Origin of the sequence: Natrinema versiforme (genome assembly GCF_005576615.1) — an archaeon.
Lineage (GTDB): Archaea > Halobacteriota > Halobacteria > Halobacteriales > Natrialbaceae > Natrinema > Natrinema versiforme_A.
Window position 1 is genome coordinate 24,154 of the sequence record NZ_CP040331.1, and the last position, 19,507, is coordinate 43,660.

A 19,507-nucleotide genomic window follows, 5' to 3' on the forward strand; every position below is an offset into this window, starting at 1 on the left:
ATTGCGGGACCAGGAGTCGAACCTGGACCTCGGGGATATGAGCCCCGTGGACTGCCATTATCCTATCCCGCAGCACACAATTCGGAACTCACTCATGGACATCTCTCAGTTCTCCACAGTTGTCCGTCCCTCAGTCCCGTGGGCTGGAAGTGAGAGGTCTCGGACTGTTGGAGAATGCTCCAGCCCGGATTCGAACCGGGTGCTCGGCCGTGAGAGGGCCGTGAGTTTGGCCGCTACTCCACTGGAGCGGGTTGGCCTCGTCTGGAACGGGTCGTCGGCCAGTGGGACGGGCAGGATTTGAACCTGCGTGTTCTCATTACAGGTGAGACGAAGGAACTCTCACCGTCGCACCGGGTCTCCGGTGAAAATTCGGCGAGAGTGTGTGAATGCCAGGCTCTTCCACCGTCCCGCAGTCTCCCCGGCACGACTCGAACGTGCGTCTCCTCCTCTACAGGGAGGCATCGTAGCCGTTAGACCACAGGGAGAAAATGTCGCCGCGAGGATTCGAACCTCGGAAGGACCTACGCCAGCGAGTCTGAACCGCTTCTCGTCGACCACTTGAGTACGGCGACGGAACGGTGAAGCGAGAATTGTCTCCCGGCACGATGGCCGGATGCCGCCACCAGGATTCGAACCTGGGAAGGACTAACCACACGGGTCTCGACCGTGTCCGTTCGACCACTCTGGCATGGCGGCGCAATTCGAGAATCGCCAGCGACTCTGCGAATCACTTCGGTACGCAGCGGCGGGAGAGCGATTTGAACACTCGTGTCCTTGCGGACGCTACGGTTCCAACGCAGTCCCTTGACCAACCTAGGGAAACCCCGCCAACGGTGAGACGGAGAGTCGAACTCCGAAGCCTCGCGGCTCTCGGTTTCACACCGAGCGCGGTCGCCTATCCGCATGTCTCACCATCTCCGTCGGAACTTGCTTCGACAAGCCCGCCTCGCGTTTCTCACCGGGACACCGGAAAACGCGCATTACTCAGCTTCTGACCCTCACTACCGAGGCGAATGTGCTCATCAGCATCCAGTCACAGCAGGGATGGTGTCACCTCGTTCCGTGGAAGTATGCGCCGCCCTCGGTGACGCAGATTTCCACGCTTCCAATCGTGTCGATAGACGTTGTTTCACCGATCGGGACGTGACGGAACGCTTCCTCCTCGCAGGTAGGGCAGACATTCGTTGTCATGACGCCGCGACCCGGATTCGAACCGGGAGACCGATAGCAGACGGCCACGGCATAGCAGGCCGCTGGGTTCCCCAATACCCAGTCGCGGCACAGTGAGCCGACGCGGATTCGAACCTCGGTCCTGTGCGCCCAAGGCACAGATCGTCGTCCGCTGGACCATCGGCTCACTGGACTGCCGAGCGTTCGGCAGCTGATTATCTATCTGTACGACTTTCCAACTGCGCAACCGCGACCGAGTAGTCGTGGTTGCGCGTCTCATCGCGGGGGCGTACTTCGGGTGTTCCCGGGAATACCACACCGGCTCATGTAGGTTGCAGACCCTGCTGGGCCCAGCATCGTCGGAACGATCCAGCTGATCGCACCAACGGGCTGCCTACCTCGATGGGTATCCCCACGTGGCCACGCCACGCATCCACGCCGACGCCGGGATTTGAACCCGGATCACGGCCGTGACAGGGCCGTATGCTCGCCGGATTACACCACGTCGGCATGTCGCCCCGGCCGGAATCGAACCGGCGACCTCCGGATTCAAAGTCCGGCGTCCCTCGCCAGCGGAGACTCCGGGGCTCGACGTAGCCGCAGCTCTCGCTGCGGGGCTGTTGGCTAACGACTTCCGTACGCTCAGCGCGGACGAAGTCCGCTCGCTCCTGTATCGAACGAACGGAAACCAATCAGCCGCGAGCCTGGCACCCCGCACTCACATCAGGCTGTGTCCTGAGCGAGTACTGGGCACAGGCAGGCGGCAATCCCGTGTTCCCCGACCCGTGACGGGTAGTCCGTATAGGGGCCGAGTTATGCGGGTGGGAGTGTCCGGACGTCGCCGGATTGCGTCGAACTCTCGTATTCGAAGTCGACGTGGATCCGGCGGTTTGCGCCCGGGCTCTTCGCACGCTGATCTTGTAGGCACTCGCCGAACACGGGGCCCGCGGCTAAGTGAGAACGAGCACGCCGCGGGGTGAGGCGAGTGATGATCATCGTGTTGAACTCTCTCGGTTTGAGGGGTGTATCGGACGTCAACCTGGAATATCGTGGCAATTGTATTAAAATTAGTTAGGGTGTGTTACCCACAGGCACGGCAGTCTCACTCCAAGATGCTGTTGCACACGACGTTTAATGGCCTAGCATCGGCTGGCGTCGATAGCTGGACGCTGGCCGGTGTTCTCGGTTGGACCCACAGAAACTATTTACACCAACCTGCTCTCTGTGGCGATAGATGAGTGGCCGATCGCCGGTCCGGTGCTAGCCGGGAGCCCAGTCACACGGCGTGACTGACGGTTCTCGGTTAGATACCAATGACCGAGAATACCGACTCAAACGAATCTCAGAAGCCAGGGAGTGCAAACAGCGGGTGTTCCAACCACACCGAACAGCGATCATCCACTGGATGCCAGGGTAGTGGTGCTTCCCCGCCGTGCGATGCGTGTGATACCACCCAGTCCGACAAACTCCACGAAGTCTCTCTTGGTGAGCGGGCGTATGATGTGTGTGGAGATTGCCTCCAGCTCCTCGTTGACGACGTCGAGGAGTACCACTGGTGGGACCGCCTGACTGAAGCGCACTACAATCGCGCTGCCGAGTTTCTCCGCTCCCTTGGTGCAGTCTGGTGTGTCAAAGATCAGGCCTACGCTGGCGGGGAACTGTGGGTCCACACGCCCTATTGTGACGCTGCCGTCGTCAGAGATGTGTGTGACCACTTTGGGTTCCAGATTCGCTGGTTTAGCGTTGTATGCCCCGTTGACGATGGCTTCGAGTGCGTCTCCGAGCACGGGCCCTGTATCGAGATCAACCTCACGTTTACAGCCCACCGTTCGGATCCACTCCCGCTTGAATACGACATTCAGAACGACGTGGCATACCACGAGATCGAGTGGCTTGACGAGTATCGGCGCCTGTTCACGTCGCCTCCCGAGTAGTTCGGACTCGCAGATCGAATTGCCTCTCCAAAATACGGTTGCACAACTGTCTCACTATTTGACGACTCGATCTGTGCGCCAAGAGTCTGTATTCCACTCTACCCGATATGGTTATGAATACATCAGAGAGATTGGAATTTGTGAGAGGGGACGGAGCTACGGGTTATCGACTGTTTGCGGGATCGGTCCTGCACGGTTGGCGAGTTGGCCGATGCAATGATAAACACAAATCGTGCGAGACTTTATCCGTCGGCAGAGCCAAGATTTGCCTGACCAATGAGTCTGGACGACGCGGTTGAGGAGGCTCTCGCAACATACGGGATGTCGCGGAGCGAAGAGGCCGAAGAAACCGGCCGAACAGTCGCGACGCTCCAGGACTAACGTACGCCGCTTACTCGAGAGTCCGAATTTTCTCTGCGAACTCCGCCTTAGATAGTCCAGGGATTTCCATCAGCTCGGGGTTGTCGGTGCGCTCAACCGCCTCTTCGACGAATTCGATCCAGAGCTCCTCGTGCGCTGTTGCGTAGACTGTTTTCGCTTCTGCAGGATACATATCCAGCTCGTATGCCGTCAGGTCGATCTGGACCTCGTGTTTCCGCTCAAGCGTTGTCGCTCCGAAGTCAGAGAGATGTTTGAGGAGCACATTCTTCCGACGAACCGTCAAGAGACGCTTTGACTCGTTAATATATTCGTTTACCCACTCCCGCCAGTCGTATGTCTCTGAGTCGATTTCCACGGAGGTCTCTGGCATCGAGAAATCGGGAGCAATACGACGGAGGTAGAACTGAACCAGGGCAACAGCAGTCCGATGGTTCGCATTCGGAAGCACGTGTTTGAGAATGAGATTTGAGGCGAGACGGCCTGCAACATCAGTCGCGTTGCCCTCCCACGACACCCGGTTGAGCGCGTCTGGGAGTGCATCGATGTCGATGTTCTTGTACGCTTCAACAGGAACTCCTTCTTCCTCCTCGTTCTGGGCTATGAGCGCTTGATAGATCTCGAGGAGCCGGGCAACGATGGTACCGTTATCAGCACCCATCTCAGAGAGTGCTTCGCCAAGATCGAATTCGAGGTCGCCGACGTCCCCACCACCGACGCGGGAGGTATAGATACCGAAGAACTCGCTGTCAAGATCGTACTTGCGAACCTTCACCGCCACGTCATCGTCGTACTCGACAATCCTGGCAACGATCTCTGATGGAGCCTCGTGGACAAAATCAAGAGAGAACTGATTGTCGCCCGGATGGTGATAATAGACGTGACCCATCTCCCTGATTCGCTGTACTTGGAGGAGCATCTTAATTCACGCTACCTTTCGGACCGACCTGGCATCAGGATTCCATCGAATCGAGTCTCTCCCAGTCGACGTTGATTCGGAGATGATACTCACTGTCGTAGCTTCCCTGTTCGGATCGCATTGGGTTGAGGAGCGGACACCCGCTCGTGAATGACTTGAGGAGCGTCTCACGCGCCGGGAGGTCAATGCCGAGCTGGTCGGCGAGGTAGACGATCGGTTTGGTCGCAGCGCCGTTGTCGGGCCGCTGGAGGCACTCAACGACCGTCGCCCACGAATAGTCTCGATCCTCCGCGACGACTATCGCCTGTACGAGTTCTCGGATGCCGCCACAGAGTTCGAGATGGTCGGTACAGTCAACGGTCGTCTTTTCCACATCTGCGACGTTCACCGCGGTGTCCTCGATGAGCCTCGACTCCTAGCCGCAGAATTTGATCTTGAGCGGAGCGGCTACGTCCGTGAAGTCGGTCAGTCAGGCTAACCTCCGGGACTAACGGCAGACTATCGCTCCCTATTCTCTGACAACCACTCCTAATCTGGACGGGGCGCGTTCTCGTACTTGACCATCTTCTCGGGCTTATCGGCGATGGTGTCGTAGATCTGCTGAAGTGTCTCCTCCGCGGCGAGCAGATTGTGCGTCTCCAAGAACTCGCGACCGTCTTCGGTGAGGCCGTAGAACTTCCAGGGATACCCCTGCCGGCGCTGGTTGTCGTCCAAAGCAACCTCCGTGACGATGCCGGCGTCGATCAGCTTCTGGATGTGCTTGTAGACGGTCGCATCGCTCACACTGGGATTGAGCTCCTCGAGTTCGTATATCGATGGGAGCTGTTGGGGGTGAGCGAGAATATCGCTGATAAGCGAAAACCGTGTCTGCTGTGTAATGAAGTGGATGACTTCCCGTGGTGTCGTGTCGTCACCGACACCCGAACCAGCCTCCATACCGATGTATTCGACCGGGCGTAGTAAAGTAGTTTACCCGAGAGTAAACTACCGGGCCGACTCACGATGATGAGTGTACCGCCAAGCGGGTAGGACAGGATAATTCACTGGTCTTCACGCTCTTCCCACCCCGGACGTGGTGTCGGGGACGGGAGTTCGTCAATCTCAGTTCGAAGTTCGTCCTCTGTCGTCCACGGGAAGCACCGTTCGTGGAGTTCGAATTTACGGAATTTGTTGAGATGGACCCAACTGTACGTTGCCGGCTCTTCGTCCTCATCTGCCCGGTCGTCGATCACATCCCACACCTCCTGTTCGTCGATGTCGAGACCGCTCTCTTGGGCGCGATCAACGAGCGACTCGACGTTTGCTTGGACTTCATCCGCCGAAAAATCGTCTGTGAACGCTATCTCAAGGGCGGCCTGAATGACGTGCTGTGGCGAGTCAAGGTTCTCGTCAGTCACCCACGCGTAATCACGTGGGAACACGTACGACTTGTCGAAATACGGCGGGTCATCGATCTCGCCCAATTCAGGCGCCTCCCCACCACTCTCCTTCTCGAAGACACCGACGATGTAGTCGCTGTACGTCGCGAGCAACGAAAACATGATATCGAACGTATTGAGGCGGTCAGTCGGAAGTTCGAGGAGATCACCCATGATGAACGGATAGGCACCGAGCTGCTTCGTGAGTTCGTTCTGAACGGCGCGAAGCCGGCGGATATAGGGGTCGCGATAGCTCCCCAAGATGAAATACGATGTCCGCTGGCTCCAGAGATACGGCAATTCACGCTGGGTGAACCGCCAAATTTCCCGTTTCTCTGCAGGCTCAAGTTCGATGCCCCCGACGGCCTCGTGAACAACGGTCATAATCTCCCCAGGGTCCGGCGGCGGGCTTGGGTCGGTCATTAGCTGCCGATTCAAACCACACCACCTTATCCCTTCTGAATCACTTTGGTTTTTTCTGGATTAACCAACTTGGATGACCCTAACTGTTATAGCGCCCTACCTCGTACCAGCACGTATGAGCGAAACCGACACTGGCGCGGCCGATGCAGGGCCGTTCGCGGAACAGCAGCGGCTGTTCAAGCTGCTGTCCCAGGATACGCGCCACCTCATCATCCAGGAGCTGCTGGGCCACCCCACCCATCTGATGTCGCTCGCCGAACTCGAGTACATGACCGGGAAGAGCCAGGCAGCCATCAAAGACCAGCTGGAGACGCTGATCGACGCCGGACTCCTCGCACACTACACGTACGAACCAAGTGAGGGAAAACGTGATCTCCCGGCACAGTTCTACGGGTTCACCGAGCGAGGCGTCGAGATCCTCCACGACTACAAGTATCTCCGTGGGCTTCCGGTCGCACGCGCTCTCTACGAAAACACGCGCAAGACCGAGAAAATCGAGCGGCACGAATCGGCCCCTCGCCCGGAGCTTCCGGATGCCGTCGCGGAAGCCCTCGAGTTCGACGAGCCCGATCTCGACGCCGTCGATGGTGGCACAAACCCATAGTTCGTCGTTGAACAGCACCGTTCTCGACGCTGCAGAGAAGGTACGCCGACTTCGTACCTTGATCAGGACTCCGTCGGCTCCAGCGTGGCTGGCTCGACGTTGATCCGGAGGCGATACGTGCTGTCGGTCGATCCGGTGTCGGGCCGCGTCGGGTCCAGCAACGAGTACCCACTCGTGAACGACGCGATGAGTTCCTTGCGGGCGGGGTGGTCGATGCCGAGCTGGTCGGCGAGGTAGACGATCCGCTTGGTCGCAGCGCCGTTGTCGAGGCGCTCGAGGTACTCGCCGACAGTGTCCCACTCGCACCCCCGGTTGTCGGCAGTACGTATCGCGGTCGCGAGCTCCCGAAGGCCACCACAGAACTCGGGGTGGTCCGCACAGTCGACCAGCGTCTTTTCTAGGTCGCTGACCTGCACGGTCGTACCCTCGATCGAGGTCGGCTCACAGCCGAAGAATTTCCGCTCGGTGACTGTCGTGACGCGGTACGGGACGCCGTGGATCTCCCGGCTTTGCGCCCGGGTCGGCGTGACGACGTACACCGTCCGGGGGACCTGTTCGGTCAGTCCGTGGTGGCTGAGGGCGCTGTAGTAGCCGATGTACATCGGCTCGGCGACGTGGGCGGCGATGAGGTACTCGTGCGTCGTATACAGGCCCTCTTCACCGGCTGCGAGTGGGATGATGAGAAATCGGCCGGGAAACAGTCGGTCGAGCCAGCCCTTCTCGGTGAGCCGGGAGGCGATCTCGCGGGCGGTGTTTGGGGGGACCCCCAGCGTCGTCTCGATGTCGTCGACGGAGATGATCTGGTGACCCGCGCCAGCGAGCTGTGCAAGGAGTCGACTTTCTCGAGTCGAGAGACCCTGGCGTATATTTTGCGATTGTTCTATGATACTCATACCTGCGTTTATTACATAGAATATGGTCTCAGGCCTGCTTTAGCCTTGCCCCCATCCTTCTTAGCTTCCTTAACCAACACCAAATCATCTAATAGATATGTGTTGGTTAAGAGCCGTGGAGACTGTGGATGAACAAATCGGATGTGACAGATTCTGTCGGCAGTATCTTCCAACCCCGTCTTCTGGCTGGTCCAACTATTGATGGGACATTGGATCGAGTTCGAATTAGTCATTCGATACAAAATCCCGATCGTGATCAAAAACAAGGTGGAGGGGCTTGTTGACGTGCCCACAGCGTTGACTTGCCGGCACTACGAGACACAGGTATGAATCCACGCGATATCATCCGTCGAGACTATGATTCACGCGACGGTGAGGACCCGCTGCGCGTACTGGTGGATACCGCGTCACTGAACGAGCAGCTCGCCGATGGCAACGATGCCGCCCAGCGGGTACTCGACTATGCAGCGAACCGCGAGTTCGAATTCATTCGGTCGCCCGACACGCCACGGCATGAGGAGCTTGAGTGTATCCCACCGTATACAATTGAGACGGCAGAGAACGGGGCTCGAGTTGTCCGGAGCGATGATGATGGGCAGCAAACGACCACGTCATTCTCGTATCTGTTCGGATATCAGGAACGGGCGATTCGGCGGACTACAGCACGAGTCTTCTCCGATGACGTCAACGCGTATGCGACCGAAGTAGAGGACGTCACCGATCGAGAGCTGGCGACAGTCCGGCAGGTGTTCGTCCACGCCGCGCTCAACCATCGTGATGAGGGACACCTGTTCATCACGAACCGAGCGGTCCTCCTCACCAACCGACGGTGGTTCGAAGCGCACTTCCCCGGTGGGCAGTTGAACATCATGAGCCTCAGCGAGGCAGTCGAATATCTCGGGCTCTACCTCCGGTACCGGGAGCAGTTCTGCGCTAGTCCGAACCTCACCGTCGGAATGTTCGGCTGGTACTGGCATCTCTTCCGGTCGTTGGTTCCGCGGTATCACGTGGAGGCCGACGTGGATGACGACTATCTACGAGGATTTAGCACACGATTTCAGAACTTGCTTATCGCCGTCGATGAGATCGGCTATCAGTATTTCCAGGAACCAGATAACCGGACGCAGCTCAACGTCCAGTACCATTTCGACAATGCGATCTCCCTGATCACCGGCGTTTTCGATACACTAGCCCTCAAGACCGTGGAGAAGTATGCTATCGACGACATTCGCAAAGAGTTCATCTCGCTCTCGAACAACCGGGGACGGGATTTTCTGAATGAAGTACGGGAGGCAAACACCGATCTTCGTGATCACATCGCGGACCACATGGCGTACATCAATCTGATCTATGTTCTCCGACCGCTTGTAGTCCATCGCGGAGGATATCAGGACAGTCTCCTCGAGGATGCTGATCAGGGTTGGACAGCGGGAGTCATCCCGCTTGACCGGTTCAACGAGGCAGATCGAGATGCCTTCGAGCGGTATTACCGCGAGATAGATGACGATCCCTTACCCTATGATCCGCTCACTGAGTGGGGGTTGTATCAGGCAGACTGGGCTGATGCGGGCTACATCGAACCATACCACTTCATGAAGGCCGCAGTGAAGACGCTCATCCAGTTTGCTAATGCGTACCTCCAGTTGCTCGGCTATCCGGATTTCATCGAGCAACGCAGAGAGGACGATGAGGGAGCGACGTTCATCGATACCTGTGATCGAATCCGTCAAACCGGCTTGACTGGCTTCTATCAGGTGTTCCCGTAGCTATCTCCGACAGTCAAGGGAACTGGCTGAAAGAGACTGTAATAGGCGTCTTCAGCTCTTCCTGAACGGTGTGGGAATCCCGCCCGCAGTAAAGCGAGCGACTGCTCCGCAGCTGGGACACTCATCGACGAACGCACAGACTCGAAGCGAGGTTTCTAACTCACGAACGCTCCCGCACACGGAACACTCGTACGCGGTGCGATACCGGACTGATGGACGGTGCTGTTGCCGTCGTGTGCGGGAGGTCGCTGTCGGTGTCGCCCTGCCGTGAGACGCTGCTGTCGGGGATCGTTCCTGGTTCGTCATGGACTGCTCGTGATCGAGCTGCCAGGCCGAATCGGGAAGCGTGTCGTAGATGCGATCTGGCTTGCTGATGCCCACATCGAGAGCAGCAGGCTCGGCTGGGTCGCGTGCGTCATCTGATCGGGGCTTATCGACTGAGCTCCCGTCGACGTGTGATGTGTCTCGGTGACCCAGAGGATCCGTCTGTGCCCATACACCGAGTTCGACGGCCTCTGCCTGCTCGTAGAGCACGCCATCGATGGCGGCCGCCAGTTCAGCAAGTGGCTCGAAGATCTCGGACTCCCCGTGTTTCTCGACAGCGTTCTCGAACAACCATTCTCGGAGCGTCGCTGCGGTCTCTCTATCGACGGTGTACGATGGAACAGCGTTCATTAGTCTCTCACTCCGCCCCTCTTGGATGCGACAAACCACACACCGTCCCTATCCCCGTTGATGAGACTCCATCCAGGTGTTAGCGAGGTTGTGGCTGCGCGCGCAGCGACCGCAGGGAGCGAGCACGGAGCGGTGGGTGGGGCGGAGGGGCGTCCACGGGCGGTGGTCGCCACTAAAAGAACGAGGGAGCGCCCCGCTCAGCGCAGGGTGTCCCGTTCCTCTTCGAGGCCGACACCCGGGTCGTCGGTGCCGTGTTCGGCCTCGTATGCGTCAACGAGCTCCCGACTGTACCGCGCGATCCGGTTTCGGGACGTCGGCACGATCGTGCTCGCCGCCACGGCGACCTGCTCCTGGGTGAGGTGCTTGCGCGACAGCAGCCGATCCGCCGCGTACAGCGCCGACGCCGCGACGGTGCACCGTGGCGTTCCCGGCCCGACCGGCACCTGATCGCCGAGTTTCATCAGGTGTTGGGCCAGTCGCCACGTCCGCACGGCTCGCGCCCCGGGGATGGCGTCGTCATCGAGCGCGTCGACGACCGCCATCACGGCGTTGGGCCTGATGAGCGGCGCGTCGAACCCGCATTCACACCGGATCTTCCGCGCCGCAGCGCACACCCGCTCGTGGGGCGCTTTGGTGTGGGTCGCGACCGCGACGTCGATCTCGTCCCGGTTGACCGATGAGGCTCGCGCGGCCAGGAGGACGGCGCCGCCGGCGAGTGCCTCCCAGGCCATCCGCCCGCCCGGCAACCGCGCTTCCGAGGCGCTTCGGAGGAACTGTGCCGCCATCTTGACGACGTGGTCCGGCAAGCTCAGGTTGCCACCGATCATCTCGACGTCCCGCAGCCCCTCGTTGAGCCGCTTCGTCCGCTTGCGCTTCTCGCCGAACTGCATCCGCTTGTGCCACTTCCGGAGGCGCTGGACCTTCTCCCACTGCTCGTTGCTCAAGGGATTACCCCGACCGTCGGTGTTCCTCCCGATCTTCGTGTGCAGGCCCTTGTCCGTCCGCAGCGGGTCCACTGTCTCGATGCTCTGGTCGGCGTCTCCGACCAGGCCCAGGTCGTTCAGCGTCGGGCTCAGGTCCACCCACTCGTCGGCAACGATCAGCCCACAGTCCGTGCAGAACGACTGCTCGTCTTCGGTGATCACCTGGCCCTCACACTCCGGACAGGCGGACCGCCCCGACGGTTCGTGTTCGACCGTCGGCTCGTGACCGCGCTCTTCGGTGGTCGTACTCTGTACGTCCGAAACCGTCTTTTCGCTCGCGTTGTTACTCAACATTGTAGTCCTCTGAAGGCGCTCACCACAGCGCCCGACACCGCGGCCCCAAACCGCGGTTTCCTCGACGTCACGACCGACAGAACCGTCTGCGCGCTCTCGCTCGCGCCTTCGCGAGCGCCCTCCTGGGCGCGAGCGAGAGCGCGCCCGCACGAAGGGACACAACCAGCGCCGCGCGCCGACCCGCCCGGAGCGAGCGACCAGCGGAGAAAGCGTGGGGGGTGAGCAGCCACGCCGCGCAACCCCTCGCGCTTTCCCGCTGGCGTCGAGGGCACATCCATTTTAGCCCGGAACGGGCGCGGGCGGTGCGGAGAGCGCCCGCACGCCCGGAATGGTCGGTCGCGAGCGACGTGGAGGGCGGCAGCGGCGAGCGGCGCGGGCCGTTGAAGACACACCGGATAGCCGATGTCGTCGTTCGCTATCCCGAGCGCCAGCCTGGCGGACTCAGAAAGGGCGAGGCCGTCTCGACCGTTCCCCGATCCCGCAAGCACCGAGTCCAACGAGACGCGCAGCGTGGGTCGCGGGGCGTCGAGCGGTCGAGGGCTTTCTTTGCTGTCTCCGATGCCACGCGAGCAGGGAGCAGTATCTCACGAGCAAACTCGACGGACGTGACCCTGATGGCTAAGGGAGTTAGCTGTCGAGATCCCGCTAGTGCCGGTGAGCCGGCCAGTTACAGATGTCTCCGTCGCTGATGTGGCAGAAACCCATTACTCGTTCTGGAGTGCGGCGTAGATATCCGCATGCCGCCGGCCGTCGAGGGCCCCCATCTCGAGGGCAATCTTTCGACGTTCGGCGTCGCTCTCGGCCGCCTGATACCGCTCGTACAGCTGGCGGACCTCGGCATCAACCGCTGTCGGGTCGCCATCGTAGACGTCGACGTCGTCGGGGGCAGCGAGATCGAGTGGCTCGTCTTCGAGGTCCACTTTGAGGAGGCGGAACCGCTGAGCGGTCTCGGGGCCGACCAGCTGCGTGACCGTCTCGAAGTCGAGTTGGTCGTCGTAGTACTTCGTCGCGACGAGCTCCTGGAACGGCTCACTGTCCGTGGTCTTGTCGAGATACTTGCGGAGGGCCTCGATGAGCAGGGCAGATCGGTTCGTGTCGTAGACCTCCGCAATAGCGTCGAGGCGCTCGACGAGCGACGCCGGCGAGTGAAAATGAACTCGCTGCAACTCGTCGCTTGGGTCCATACGATGCGTACGTTTCGGACAGACGCTGGTAACGGTTTCGGGGCTGTACAGTACACGCTCTGAGCGTCAGGAATCGGGTATGTCGAACTCAATCGTCACTCTGTGCGGGCAGCTCTGCCAGGAACCGGGTGGCTGCTGTCCCGATTCGGACGCCGTCGACGTTGTCGACGTCGAGGTCCGCCGTAGCAGTTCGAAACGGATACTCCTCAACGAGAACCCGATAGATAACGGTCCGAATAGTCTCCGAGCCATATCTGTCGACGACAGTCGCCGTCGCTTCGTCTAGGTGGGCGTTTTGGTGGTCCACACGTGGGTTCTCTGCTCGCTCGAGAACAAGGTCGACGACGTCATCAATCGGTGGATGCTCGGGGTTCCCGGTGCGCTCACGAACGTCATAGAGTGGCTCAGAGCCAGTCATCATACTTACTCCGTCACGTCCTCGTTCGTGTCTTCCGCCACTGGCTCCAGCCGTCGCTGTCGACGAACCTCCGCGAGCGTGTCCTCGAGCGTCCTGAGATCCTCGATAGCTGCGAGCTCATCGGTGATCTCCTTGAGAAGGGCGGCCCGTTCGATCACGGCGTCATCACCGGCGGTCGTATCGATTGCTTCGACACGGAGTCGGCGCTCCTCTTGCCACCCACAAGCCCAGCACGTCCGGACGACATCGACACGCTCGTCTTCAGCAGCATCGAGCACTGCGTTGGTTAGTGACGTCGACGGCGGTTTGTCCGGTCCGACCTCGAGCGTGACCGGGCCACCGCACGCAGGACAGTCCATATCCGACAGGATGCGCGCCGCGGTCATCAACATCAGGGACCCGTGAGACGGACTCACAGACAGGGCTTTCGAGGAAGCAAACCGGATACCTCAGGCTGGTCGTTGGGACGACAATCGCCCCGGTGACCCAGTAGACGATACGGTTCGTTTAAACTGATACATTTCGGAAGCTGGGACTCCAGAGATGGCCCCTCGGCCGGAGAGAGCCGGCGGCCTTCGCACACTGCATATCGCCTCTTTCTTTGGACGAAAACCGCGATATGCAAGGCGAAATAACGCGCTCAAATCGCAGAATAACCTCGTCGGGCCGATTTGAGACAGTAGAAAATACCTCGACGAGCTCCCGGCTCACTACTATTTCGCTAAAATTGCTCGACCACGGGGTAAGCGGGGTAAATTCGGGAGGTACTGATGAGAGATACGAATAGCCCTGTGTCAAGAACGCCTTGCTGGATGGCCGCGCTCTCCCGGGAGATGCCGAAAGATATCCCTATTCCCGCGAATTTGGGATGCTGAATCCACTCAAAATTGCCCGACGGGAGTTTCAGTACAAACTTGACAGTGGATAAGTACGGGCCGTTAACCAACAATCCGAATCAGGAACAGAGTCTGTTGGTTAACAGTCTTCACCCTCCACTGTTTCCGGAGCTTTTGCTGTCTTCGTCCGTCCGACACAAGGCTTTTCGAGCGCCTCCGTGGAATCACGATTATGCGCCGCCGTGCCCTCCTTGCGACCGCCGCCACGTCCCTCCCCGCAGTAATCGCTGGCTGCACCAGTCCCGGTGGATTGGGTGGAAGCAACGCCGCTGCAGAAGCCCCTACAGCACGCCTCGAACTGACGACGATTGCCGACGCGAAACTCCCGACGAAGGTCCTCTATACAGTCCGCCCTGCTGAAGGGAACGACGAAACGGCACAACTGTTCGATCGGATTCTCGACGGTGGCACGACAACGAAGGCGACACGGCCGCCACTGCCCGAGCAACAACATATCGCCTACCAAGACGGCGTCTACGAGCTGGCGTACGAGGTGATCGAAGAAACGCCGGCCACCAGGTACTCCGTGAAGGTGGATATCGTCACCGGCTCTGTGACCGAGGCCGAAGCTATCCAGTTCGCTGACCTCCCCGAAGTTGATCAAGAGGAATTTGCCGCCCACGGACTCGCTGATGGTGACCCGGTCGGAATCGGGACGACGTTCCTCTATACGGATGCCGAACGCGAGCAATCCGTCCTCGTCCCCGAGTCGGAGTACTCGTATATCATCTGGGACGATGGGACTGAAGCCGAATGGGTCGTCGACGACGCCTACGACACGACGCTGAACACCTATCGCTACACGGCTGACCAAGTGGCACCGGCCGCCGAGTACGGCCAACAGATGCGCGAGCGGTTTACGTTCGAACTTGCGGACCTTCCAGACGCCCAGCGAGAGATCGTCGAGACGGCGATCACGGACGGACCGTACGTTGTCGGGCCCGATGAGACGCCGTCTGATGCGCTTGTGGCGCTCGCAGACCGGTTTCGCGGACACGAACAGGCCCACGGGCTCGACGAGGAGGGTGAAGGTGACCTGAGCGGCACGTATCTGGTTCGGTACCAAGGGGACGTGTATTGGACAACGTTCGTCGTCCAGCATAATGCGTTCCAGACGACATCAGCAAGCTGATTCGGACTATTCTACTGGCATCTTCATTTGACAGATGAGTTGATAGACACGATTTCATGGTAGTCCGATATGTACGGGGAACTCGGTCGGAGCACTGAAGTGGATCCTCGTCGCCTGCTTCGGGCATCAAGGGCTTAGCGACGCGATGCTTGGCGAATCGAATGCCAAGAGGAAATCGAGTCGTACTACGAGTCGCAGTTGGTCCGAGCCGTCGAGAGCATACGGACACCTATTGACTGGGATCGGAACGACATCCGACGAGAACTCAACGGAACACATATAGTCGGTATCACGGACTGGACCTGACGACCCCCTCCCCCCTTTTTCGAGTTGTAAACTCGTGACGGCGGGGAGGGGGTGAACAGCAAGAGGGACTACAAAACAGCCGATTGTGGCGGATATATGCGATAGAGAGGCTGAGTATTTCATTTTCTAACTTGTAGATAGAAATGCGAAATTTTATGTTGCACGTTACCTTACCACAACTGCACTAGAGACAAAGAAAACAAATTGTCTAGCTCCAGATAGACAATTGACATCTCTGGAGTAGATAACCTCTTTATCTCGTCCGTGGTTCTGATCCCGCGTACTATCACGTCTCATTGCCTCTACGCCAACTTCTGTTAACTCAACGCTCGTCAGATAGCGTTTGGTGTGGCCTGTTCCCATCGACTTACAACTCGAAAAAGGGGGGAGAGGGTGCAACATTCGAGATCACCAAATCAGCTTCACCAGCTACCATGTCTGAAACCCGGTATTACTCTCATTCGTGAACAGGTCCTACGAGCGTCGTTCTTTCGCTACTATTCTGGTGCTTACTACTCGAAAATGGGGGGTCTGGGTCATCGAAGAGATTCGACGATAGCGACCTTCGTCGAACCGTTACAACTCGACAACGGAGGGTGATAGATTCCGAAAACGGTATCTGGCTCATACAGAGGATACGGGGCTGTAGTCGTTAGATAGCTTGTTTTCGCCCGGTTACAACTCCACAAGGGTCCATATTTTTATACCCAGGGCTCAAGGGGGTTCATAATGGGACGAGAGGGACGTAGAGCAGGATCGAATAATTCGGAAGGAGAGGGGGATCGTGAATCTTCTGCTGCTGATCCTGAAACTCCTGAGTCGACGGATGAGGAGGTGGCGTCTCCTGGCACGTCACAAATGACCTTCGAAAACGGATCAGATCCCGCCGATTCGCCTCAAGAAGCAACTAACGGCGACGGTGGCGGCATCTCAATTCGTGATCGGCTCCAAACCGAGTCGTCCGGTGGCGTTTTCGCGAACAAAGACCTCGTCCGGTCAGATACCATCATCGACGAGGACCGTATCGTCGGTCGCGACGACCAGCTAGGCCGTGTCGTCGACAATCTAAAACCGGTTCTCCAGAATGAGGGGATCCCCGATATGCTCCTGAGCGGGCCATCTGGAACGGGAAAATCGCTCATCATTCATGCAGTGTGCAAACAGATCGTCGAACTATGTGAATCTCAAGACAAGACCTTCGGGGTCCTCTCTATCAACTGCGAGGGGCCGAAGACTGCAGATCGGGCTGTCTATCGGTTAGTCAAAGCTGCTGCCGACGACCTCGGTGTTGATCCTGGTGTTCCCCAAACCGGCGTCTCAACGGATCAGAAGCTCGAGCGACTGTATGAACTCATGCGAGAGTATTACGACGGTGTCATTTTTATCCTCGATGAGATCGATATGCTCGAGGGGCCGTATCAGGAAGCAGAGTACAATTCTCTCATCTACCAGCTTTCACGGGCTCGCAAACTCGCCGACTTTGATGGTCCCATCTCGCTCACGACGATCACGAACTACGCCGACTTTATGAAGGACCTCAATAGCCGCGCACAGAGTTCTTACAACCCTGACGACATCTTCTTCGACGATTACGATGCGAACCAACTCCGTAGTATTCTCCGCAACCGGCGGGACGCCTTCAAGCCAGACTCACTTGCAGATGACGTTGTTCCGCTTGTTGCTGCGTTCGGCTCCCAAACGCACGGGGATGCGCGGAAAGCGATTGACCTCCTCAGATGGGCTGGCGAATTAGCCGAGCGGCGTGGGGCTGACACGGTTATCGAGACTGATGTCCGTGATGCTCAGGAAAAATACACCGAAAACCGCAAGCTCCGCCATATCAGCGGCATTTCGACTCAAAAGAAACTCTCCATCTACGCTGTGGCGGCCACTGCCCACTACGCAAGAGAACATCCTGAGTGGATCCCTGCTGGACCTGCGTTCAAGACGTACCAATTCATTGCCGATACGATGGATGCGGACCAGTACAGCCGTGAGACGTTCGTAAATCACGTTACAGAGCAGAGTACGTACGGTGTACTGGACTTCGAGCGTCGAGGCAAGGGGCGAGGCAGAGGAGTGCATATGTATTTCTCCCTCTCCGAGGATCCGGAAACGATCATGGAGACGATCCGTGAGGATTCCCGGTTCGAAGATCTAGCTCACGAAGAGGCGACTATCAGAGCTGTTGTCCGCGAACGGCTGAAGCAGTTCCGGAGTAAAAACTAATCTCGCCCGTATTCTCCTCACACTTACTTCTCGAAAACGGGGGGTGTTCGTATCCCGCGCGGTGCGTTACAACTCGAAAATGGGGGGTGTCATTCGTCGGGATGTCTCGTTACTACTCGAAAACGGGGGTGGGTGAGCCAAGAGATTTGACGTGCCGGTCGATGTACTGTACTTTCCCCTTTCCCTCTCCCATTTACAACTCGAAAACGGGGGGTGTGTCCTACGATTTCTTTGTCGTCGGTACCATCGATGATGCGGAGACGGTGGAGAAACGACGGAAATACGCGGTTGTGGTCCCTTCAAAATCAGCGTCACCCCCTCCACACACATCCTGTTACGACGGAAACGTGGGGTGGGTGTCCTCCCTCATCGAGTTTCACTCGTCCGGGTTGACCGGACCCATTCACACTCTGGGGGGTGTCATCTGCTACGCTACGAATCACGTTGAAAAGAACATCAGGCTACAGTTCAATCTCGTCTACTCGTCGGGATTCACTGGCCCTTTGTACTTTGACGTCACCGAATCTCCTTCCCGCCACTGCCAGTAGTAGTAGCGGTTGTCGTTGATCTCCTTGATCGTGATCGTCGCCTTCGCTGGCACGTCGTCCGGGAGGTCATCGGGGCGCTCCTCGATGTCGGCGTCGTCCGCCTCTTCCTCCTCGAGACGAGCTTCACGCTCCTTGTATTCGGCCAACGCCTCGGCGTAGCTGGCAACGTCCCGAAGATGCTCCGATGAGGCTTCGTTGAGCGTGTTGACGATCTCCGTTGGGAGGTTCGCCGGTGGGGTCGGGGGTTCGTAGGACATCGGCTGCTCTCGTGTTAACCAACACTACCCGCGACTCCATAGTTTGTTGGTTAAGACGATGGAGACGGTTCTCACGATGGCCGTCTGTAACACTACTCGAATCTTCTTTATATGCAAGTTTCGTACTATGTTACACCGTGCTCCGGCGCATCGAACTCGAGGTCCTTGCCACGGTCAACCGCGGCGACACGATCTCCGAACTCGCGACGAAGCTCGACCACAGCGAGAGCTATCTCTCTCGTGCCGTCGGGGACCTCGTCGAAAAGGGACTCGTCTACACGGAACGAGATGGCCGGCGAAAACGAGTCGTCCCGTCGGATGCTCGTGCCGTTGAACGATACCAGGACCTCGTCCGCCAGCACTCCCACATCGACTTCCCCGAGCTACTGACCGGCAAAGCACTCGAGGTACTGTACTACCTCGACCAGCCGCGAACTGTCTCCGAGATCGCCGACCGGAGCGATAACTACCGCAACACGGTCAACCGCGTCCTCAAGCGGTTTCGTGACCGTGGGCTCGTCGGGACGGCCGACGGCCGCTATGACTTCAACGCCGACTTCGACCGCCTCCACGAGTTTGCCCGTGAACTCGCACACCATCTGCATCGTCAACGCCTCGAAGCCGTTGCCCCGAAGGGCACGATTCTCTGGGAGGACTACGACGAATTCCTCGCCCAGGCCGAGACGGAAATCGACGCGGAGGCGTTCCACGAAACCGGCCTCGCTCGATTCGCGGCCTTCGACCTCCAGTTCCTGCTCACCGGCCACCGCTACTACGTCTACTCCGAAGACCTCGACGCAGTCTCGCCGGCGGAGCTCTGCTGTCACACGCTGTTAATCGACGATGGCAGCCGCCACCGCTCGTACTGCCTCCTCCTGCTCAGCCACGTCGACGTCGACGAGGAGAATCTCCGAGAGCAGGCAGCGAAATACGACCTTGAAAACGAAATCGACGCCTTGCTCCGCTACCTTGAGACGCACGGTGAGGTCGCAGATGACCGGCTCCCGGCGTGGGACGAGTTCCAGGAGCTGGCGGCTGACTACGAGGTACGACTATCCTGAGACCGAGCATCGTCAGCAG

The 19,507-nt window shown here is 58.6% G+C and carries 16 protein-coding genes, 10 tRNA genes and 1 pseudogene; 6 read left to right on the forward strand and 21 right to left on the reverse strand.

The annotated features are described in order from the left end of the window. Position 1 precedes the first annotated feature (1 nt). From FEJ81_RS18680 to FEJ81_RS18720, 10 genes are all read right to left on the reverse strand, one after another. A tRNA-Met gene (locus tag FEJ81_RS18680) sits at positions 2–72 on the reverse strand. A gap of 103 nt (positions 73–175) precedes the next feature. Continuing rightward, positions 176–248 (reverse strand) — tRNA-Glu (locus FEJ81_RS18685). A gap of 34 nt (positions 249–282) precedes the next feature. After that, positions 283–409: transfer RNA gene (locus FEJ81_RS23435), tRNA-Thr, on the reverse strand. An 80-nt stretch (positions 410–489) separates the two neighbouring features. Continuing rightward, positions 490–572: transfer RNA gene (locus tag FEJ81_RS18700), tRNA-Leu, on the reverse strand. A gap of 42 nt (positions 573–614) precedes the next feature. Next, a tRNA-Leu gene (locus tag FEJ81_RS18705) sits at positions 615–696 on the reverse strand. Between the two features lie 47 nt (positions 697–743). Continuing rightward, a tRNA-Ser gene (locus FEJ81_RS23440) sits at positions 744–829 on the reverse strand. A 364-nt stretch (positions 830–1,193) separates the two neighbouring features. Then, positions 1,194–1,280, reverse strand: a tRNA-Ser gene (locus FEJ81_RS23445). 4 nt (positions 1,281–1,284) lie between these two features. Continuing rightward, a tRNA-Pro gene (locus FEJ81_RS18710) sits at positions 1,285–1,357 on the reverse strand. A gap of 249 nt (positions 1,358–1,606) precedes the next feature. Beyond that, positions 1,607–1,680, reverse strand: a tRNA-Asp gene (locus FEJ81_RS18715). Positions 1,681–1,683: 3 nt separating this feature from the next. After that, positions 1,684–1,759 (reverse strand) — tRNA-Gln (locus FEJ81_RS18720). A 724-nt stretch (positions 1,760–2,483) separates the two neighbouring features. Here FEJ81_RS18720 and FEJ81_RS18725 point away from each other — a divergent pair. Next, a complete protein-coding gene (locus FEJ81_RS18725; protein WP_138246843.1) occupies positions 2,484–3,104 on the forward strand; it encodes a hypothetical protein in 621 nt (206 codons plus the stop codon). Between the two features lie 391 nt (positions 3,105–3,495). Here the strand turns inward: FEJ81_RS18725 and FEJ81_RS18730 are convergent, their stop codons facing one another. The 4 genes from FEJ81_RS18730 to FEJ81_RS18745 form a co-directional block, all read right to left on the reverse strand. Next, positions 3,496–4,401, reverse strand: a complete 906-nt coding sequence (locus FEJ81_RS18730) for a hypothetical protein (RefSeq protein WP_229504789.1) — start codon at positions 4,399–4,401, stop codon at positions 3,496–3,498. 34 nt (positions 4,402–4,435) lie between these two features. Beyond that, positions 4,436–4,789: a hypothetical protein gene (locus FEJ81_RS18735; protein ID WP_310898252.1), complete on the reverse strand. Its 354-nt coding sequence runs from the start codon at positions 4,787–4,789 to the stop codon at positions 4,436–4,438. Between the two features lie 140 nt (positions 4,790–4,929). Further along, the gene (locus FEJ81_RS18740) at positions 4,930–5,337 is read right to left on the reverse strand and encodes a helix-turn-helix domain-containing protein (RefSeq protein ID WP_114587408.1); all 408 of its coding nucleotides are present in this window, start codon (positions 5,335–5,337) and stop codon (positions 4,930–4,932) included. Between the two features lie 104 nt (positions 5,338–5,441). After that, positions 5,442–6,242 (reverse strand): hypothetical protein, encoded by an 801-nt coding sequence (locus FEJ81_RS18745; protein WP_138246844.1) that lies wholly within the window; start codon positions 6,240–6,242, stop codon positions 5,442–5,444. A gap of 115 nt (positions 6,243–6,357) precedes the next feature. On the opposite strand from FEJ81_RS18745, the gene FEJ81_RS18750 reads away from it, so the two are divergent. Beyond that, entirely contained in the window at positions 6,358–6,846 is a 489-nt protein-coding gene (locus tag FEJ81_RS18750) for a helix-turn-helix domain-containing protein (RefSeq protein ID WP_138246845.1), read from the forward strand. Positions 6,847–6,908: 62 nt separating this feature from the next. Here the strand turns inward: FEJ81_RS18750 and FEJ81_RS18755 are convergent, their stop codons facing one another. Then, positions 6,909–7,739: a type IV toxin-antitoxin system AbiEi family antitoxin domain-containing protein gene (locus FEJ81_RS18755; protein WP_138246846.1), complete on the reverse strand. Its 831-nt coding sequence runs from the start codon at positions 7,737–7,739 to the stop codon at positions 6,909–6,911. Between the two features lie 326 nt (positions 7,740–8,065). On the opposite strand from FEJ81_RS18755, the gene FEJ81_RS18760 reads away from it, so the two are divergent. After that, positions 8,066–9,505, forward strand: coding sequence for a hypothetical protein (locus FEJ81_RS18760; protein ID WP_138246847.1), 1,440 nt, complete (start codon positions 8,066–8,068; stop codon positions 9,503–9,505). Between the two features lie 51 nt (positions 9,506–9,556). Here the strand turns inward: FEJ81_RS18760 and FEJ81_RS18765 are convergent, their stop codons facing one another. The 5 genes and pseudogenes from FEJ81_RS18765 to FEJ81_RS18790 form a co-directional block, all read right to left on the reverse strand. Then, positions 9,557–10,180, reverse strand: coding sequence for a hypothetical protein (locus FEJ81_RS18765; RefSeq protein ID WP_138246848.1), 624 nt, complete (start codon positions 10,178–10,180; stop codon positions 9,557–9,559). 197 nt (positions 10,181–10,377) lie between these two features. Further along, on the reverse strand, positions 10,378–11,457 hold the full coding sequence (locus FEJ81_RS18770) for a transcription initiation factor IIB (RefSeq protein WP_175416488.1): 1,080 nt from the start codon (positions 11,455–11,457) through the stop codon (positions 10,378–10,380). 839 nt (positions 11,458–12,296) lie between these two features. After that, positions 12,297–12,641: pseudogene (locus FEJ81_RS18780) on the reverse strand (ribbon-helix-helix protein, CopG family); the annotation flags it as partial. An 88-nt stretch (positions 12,642–12,729) separates the two neighbouring features. After that, positions 12,730–13,059, reverse strand: a complete 330-nt coding sequence (locus tag FEJ81_RS18785) for a hypothetical protein (protein WP_138246849.1) — start codon at positions 13,057–13,059, stop codon at positions 12,730–12,732. Between the two features lie 5 nt (positions 13,060–13,064). Then, positions 13,065–13,451 carry a hypothetical protein gene (locus FEJ81_RS18790; RefSeq protein ID WP_138246850.1) on the reverse strand — a complete coding sequence of 129 codons (387 nt, stop codon included), beginning with the start codon at positions 13,449–13,451 and terminating at the stop codon, positions 13,065–13,067. 676 nt (positions 13,452–14,127) lie between these two features. Here FEJ81_RS18790 and FEJ81_RS18795 point away from each other — a divergent pair. Beyond that, positions 14,128–15,087 carry a hypothetical protein gene (locus tag FEJ81_RS18795; RefSeq protein WP_138246851.1) on the forward strand — a complete coding sequence of 320 codons (960 nt, stop codon included), beginning with the start codon at positions 14,128–14,130 and terminating at the stop codon, positions 15,085–15,087. A 1,035-nt stretch (positions 15,088–16,122) separates the two neighbouring features. Then, positions 16,123–17,622, forward strand: coding sequence for a Cdc6/Cdc18 family protein (locus tag FEJ81_RS18800; RefSeq protein ID WP_229504790.1), 1,500 nt, complete (start codon positions 16,123–16,125; stop codon positions 17,620–17,622). A 478-nt stretch (positions 17,623–18,100) separates the two neighbouring features. Here FEJ81_RS18800 and FEJ81_RS18805 read toward each other — a convergent pair whose 3' ends face one another. After that, positions 18,101–18,427 carry a hypothetical protein gene (locus FEJ81_RS18805; RefSeq protein WP_138246852.1) on the reverse strand — a complete coding sequence of 109 codons (327 nt, stop codon included), beginning with the start codon at positions 18,425–18,427 and terminating at the stop codon, positions 18,101–18,103. A 137-nt stretch (positions 18,428–18,564) separates the two neighbouring features. Between FEJ81_RS18805 and FEJ81_RS18810 the strand changes: the two genes are divergently transcribed. Beyond that, a complete protein-coding gene (locus FEJ81_RS18810) occupies positions 18,565–19,488 on the forward strand; it encodes a helix-turn-helix transcriptional regulator (RefSeq protein WP_138246853.1) in 924 nt (307 codons plus the stop codon). Positions 19,489–19,507 lie beyond the last annotated feature (19 nt).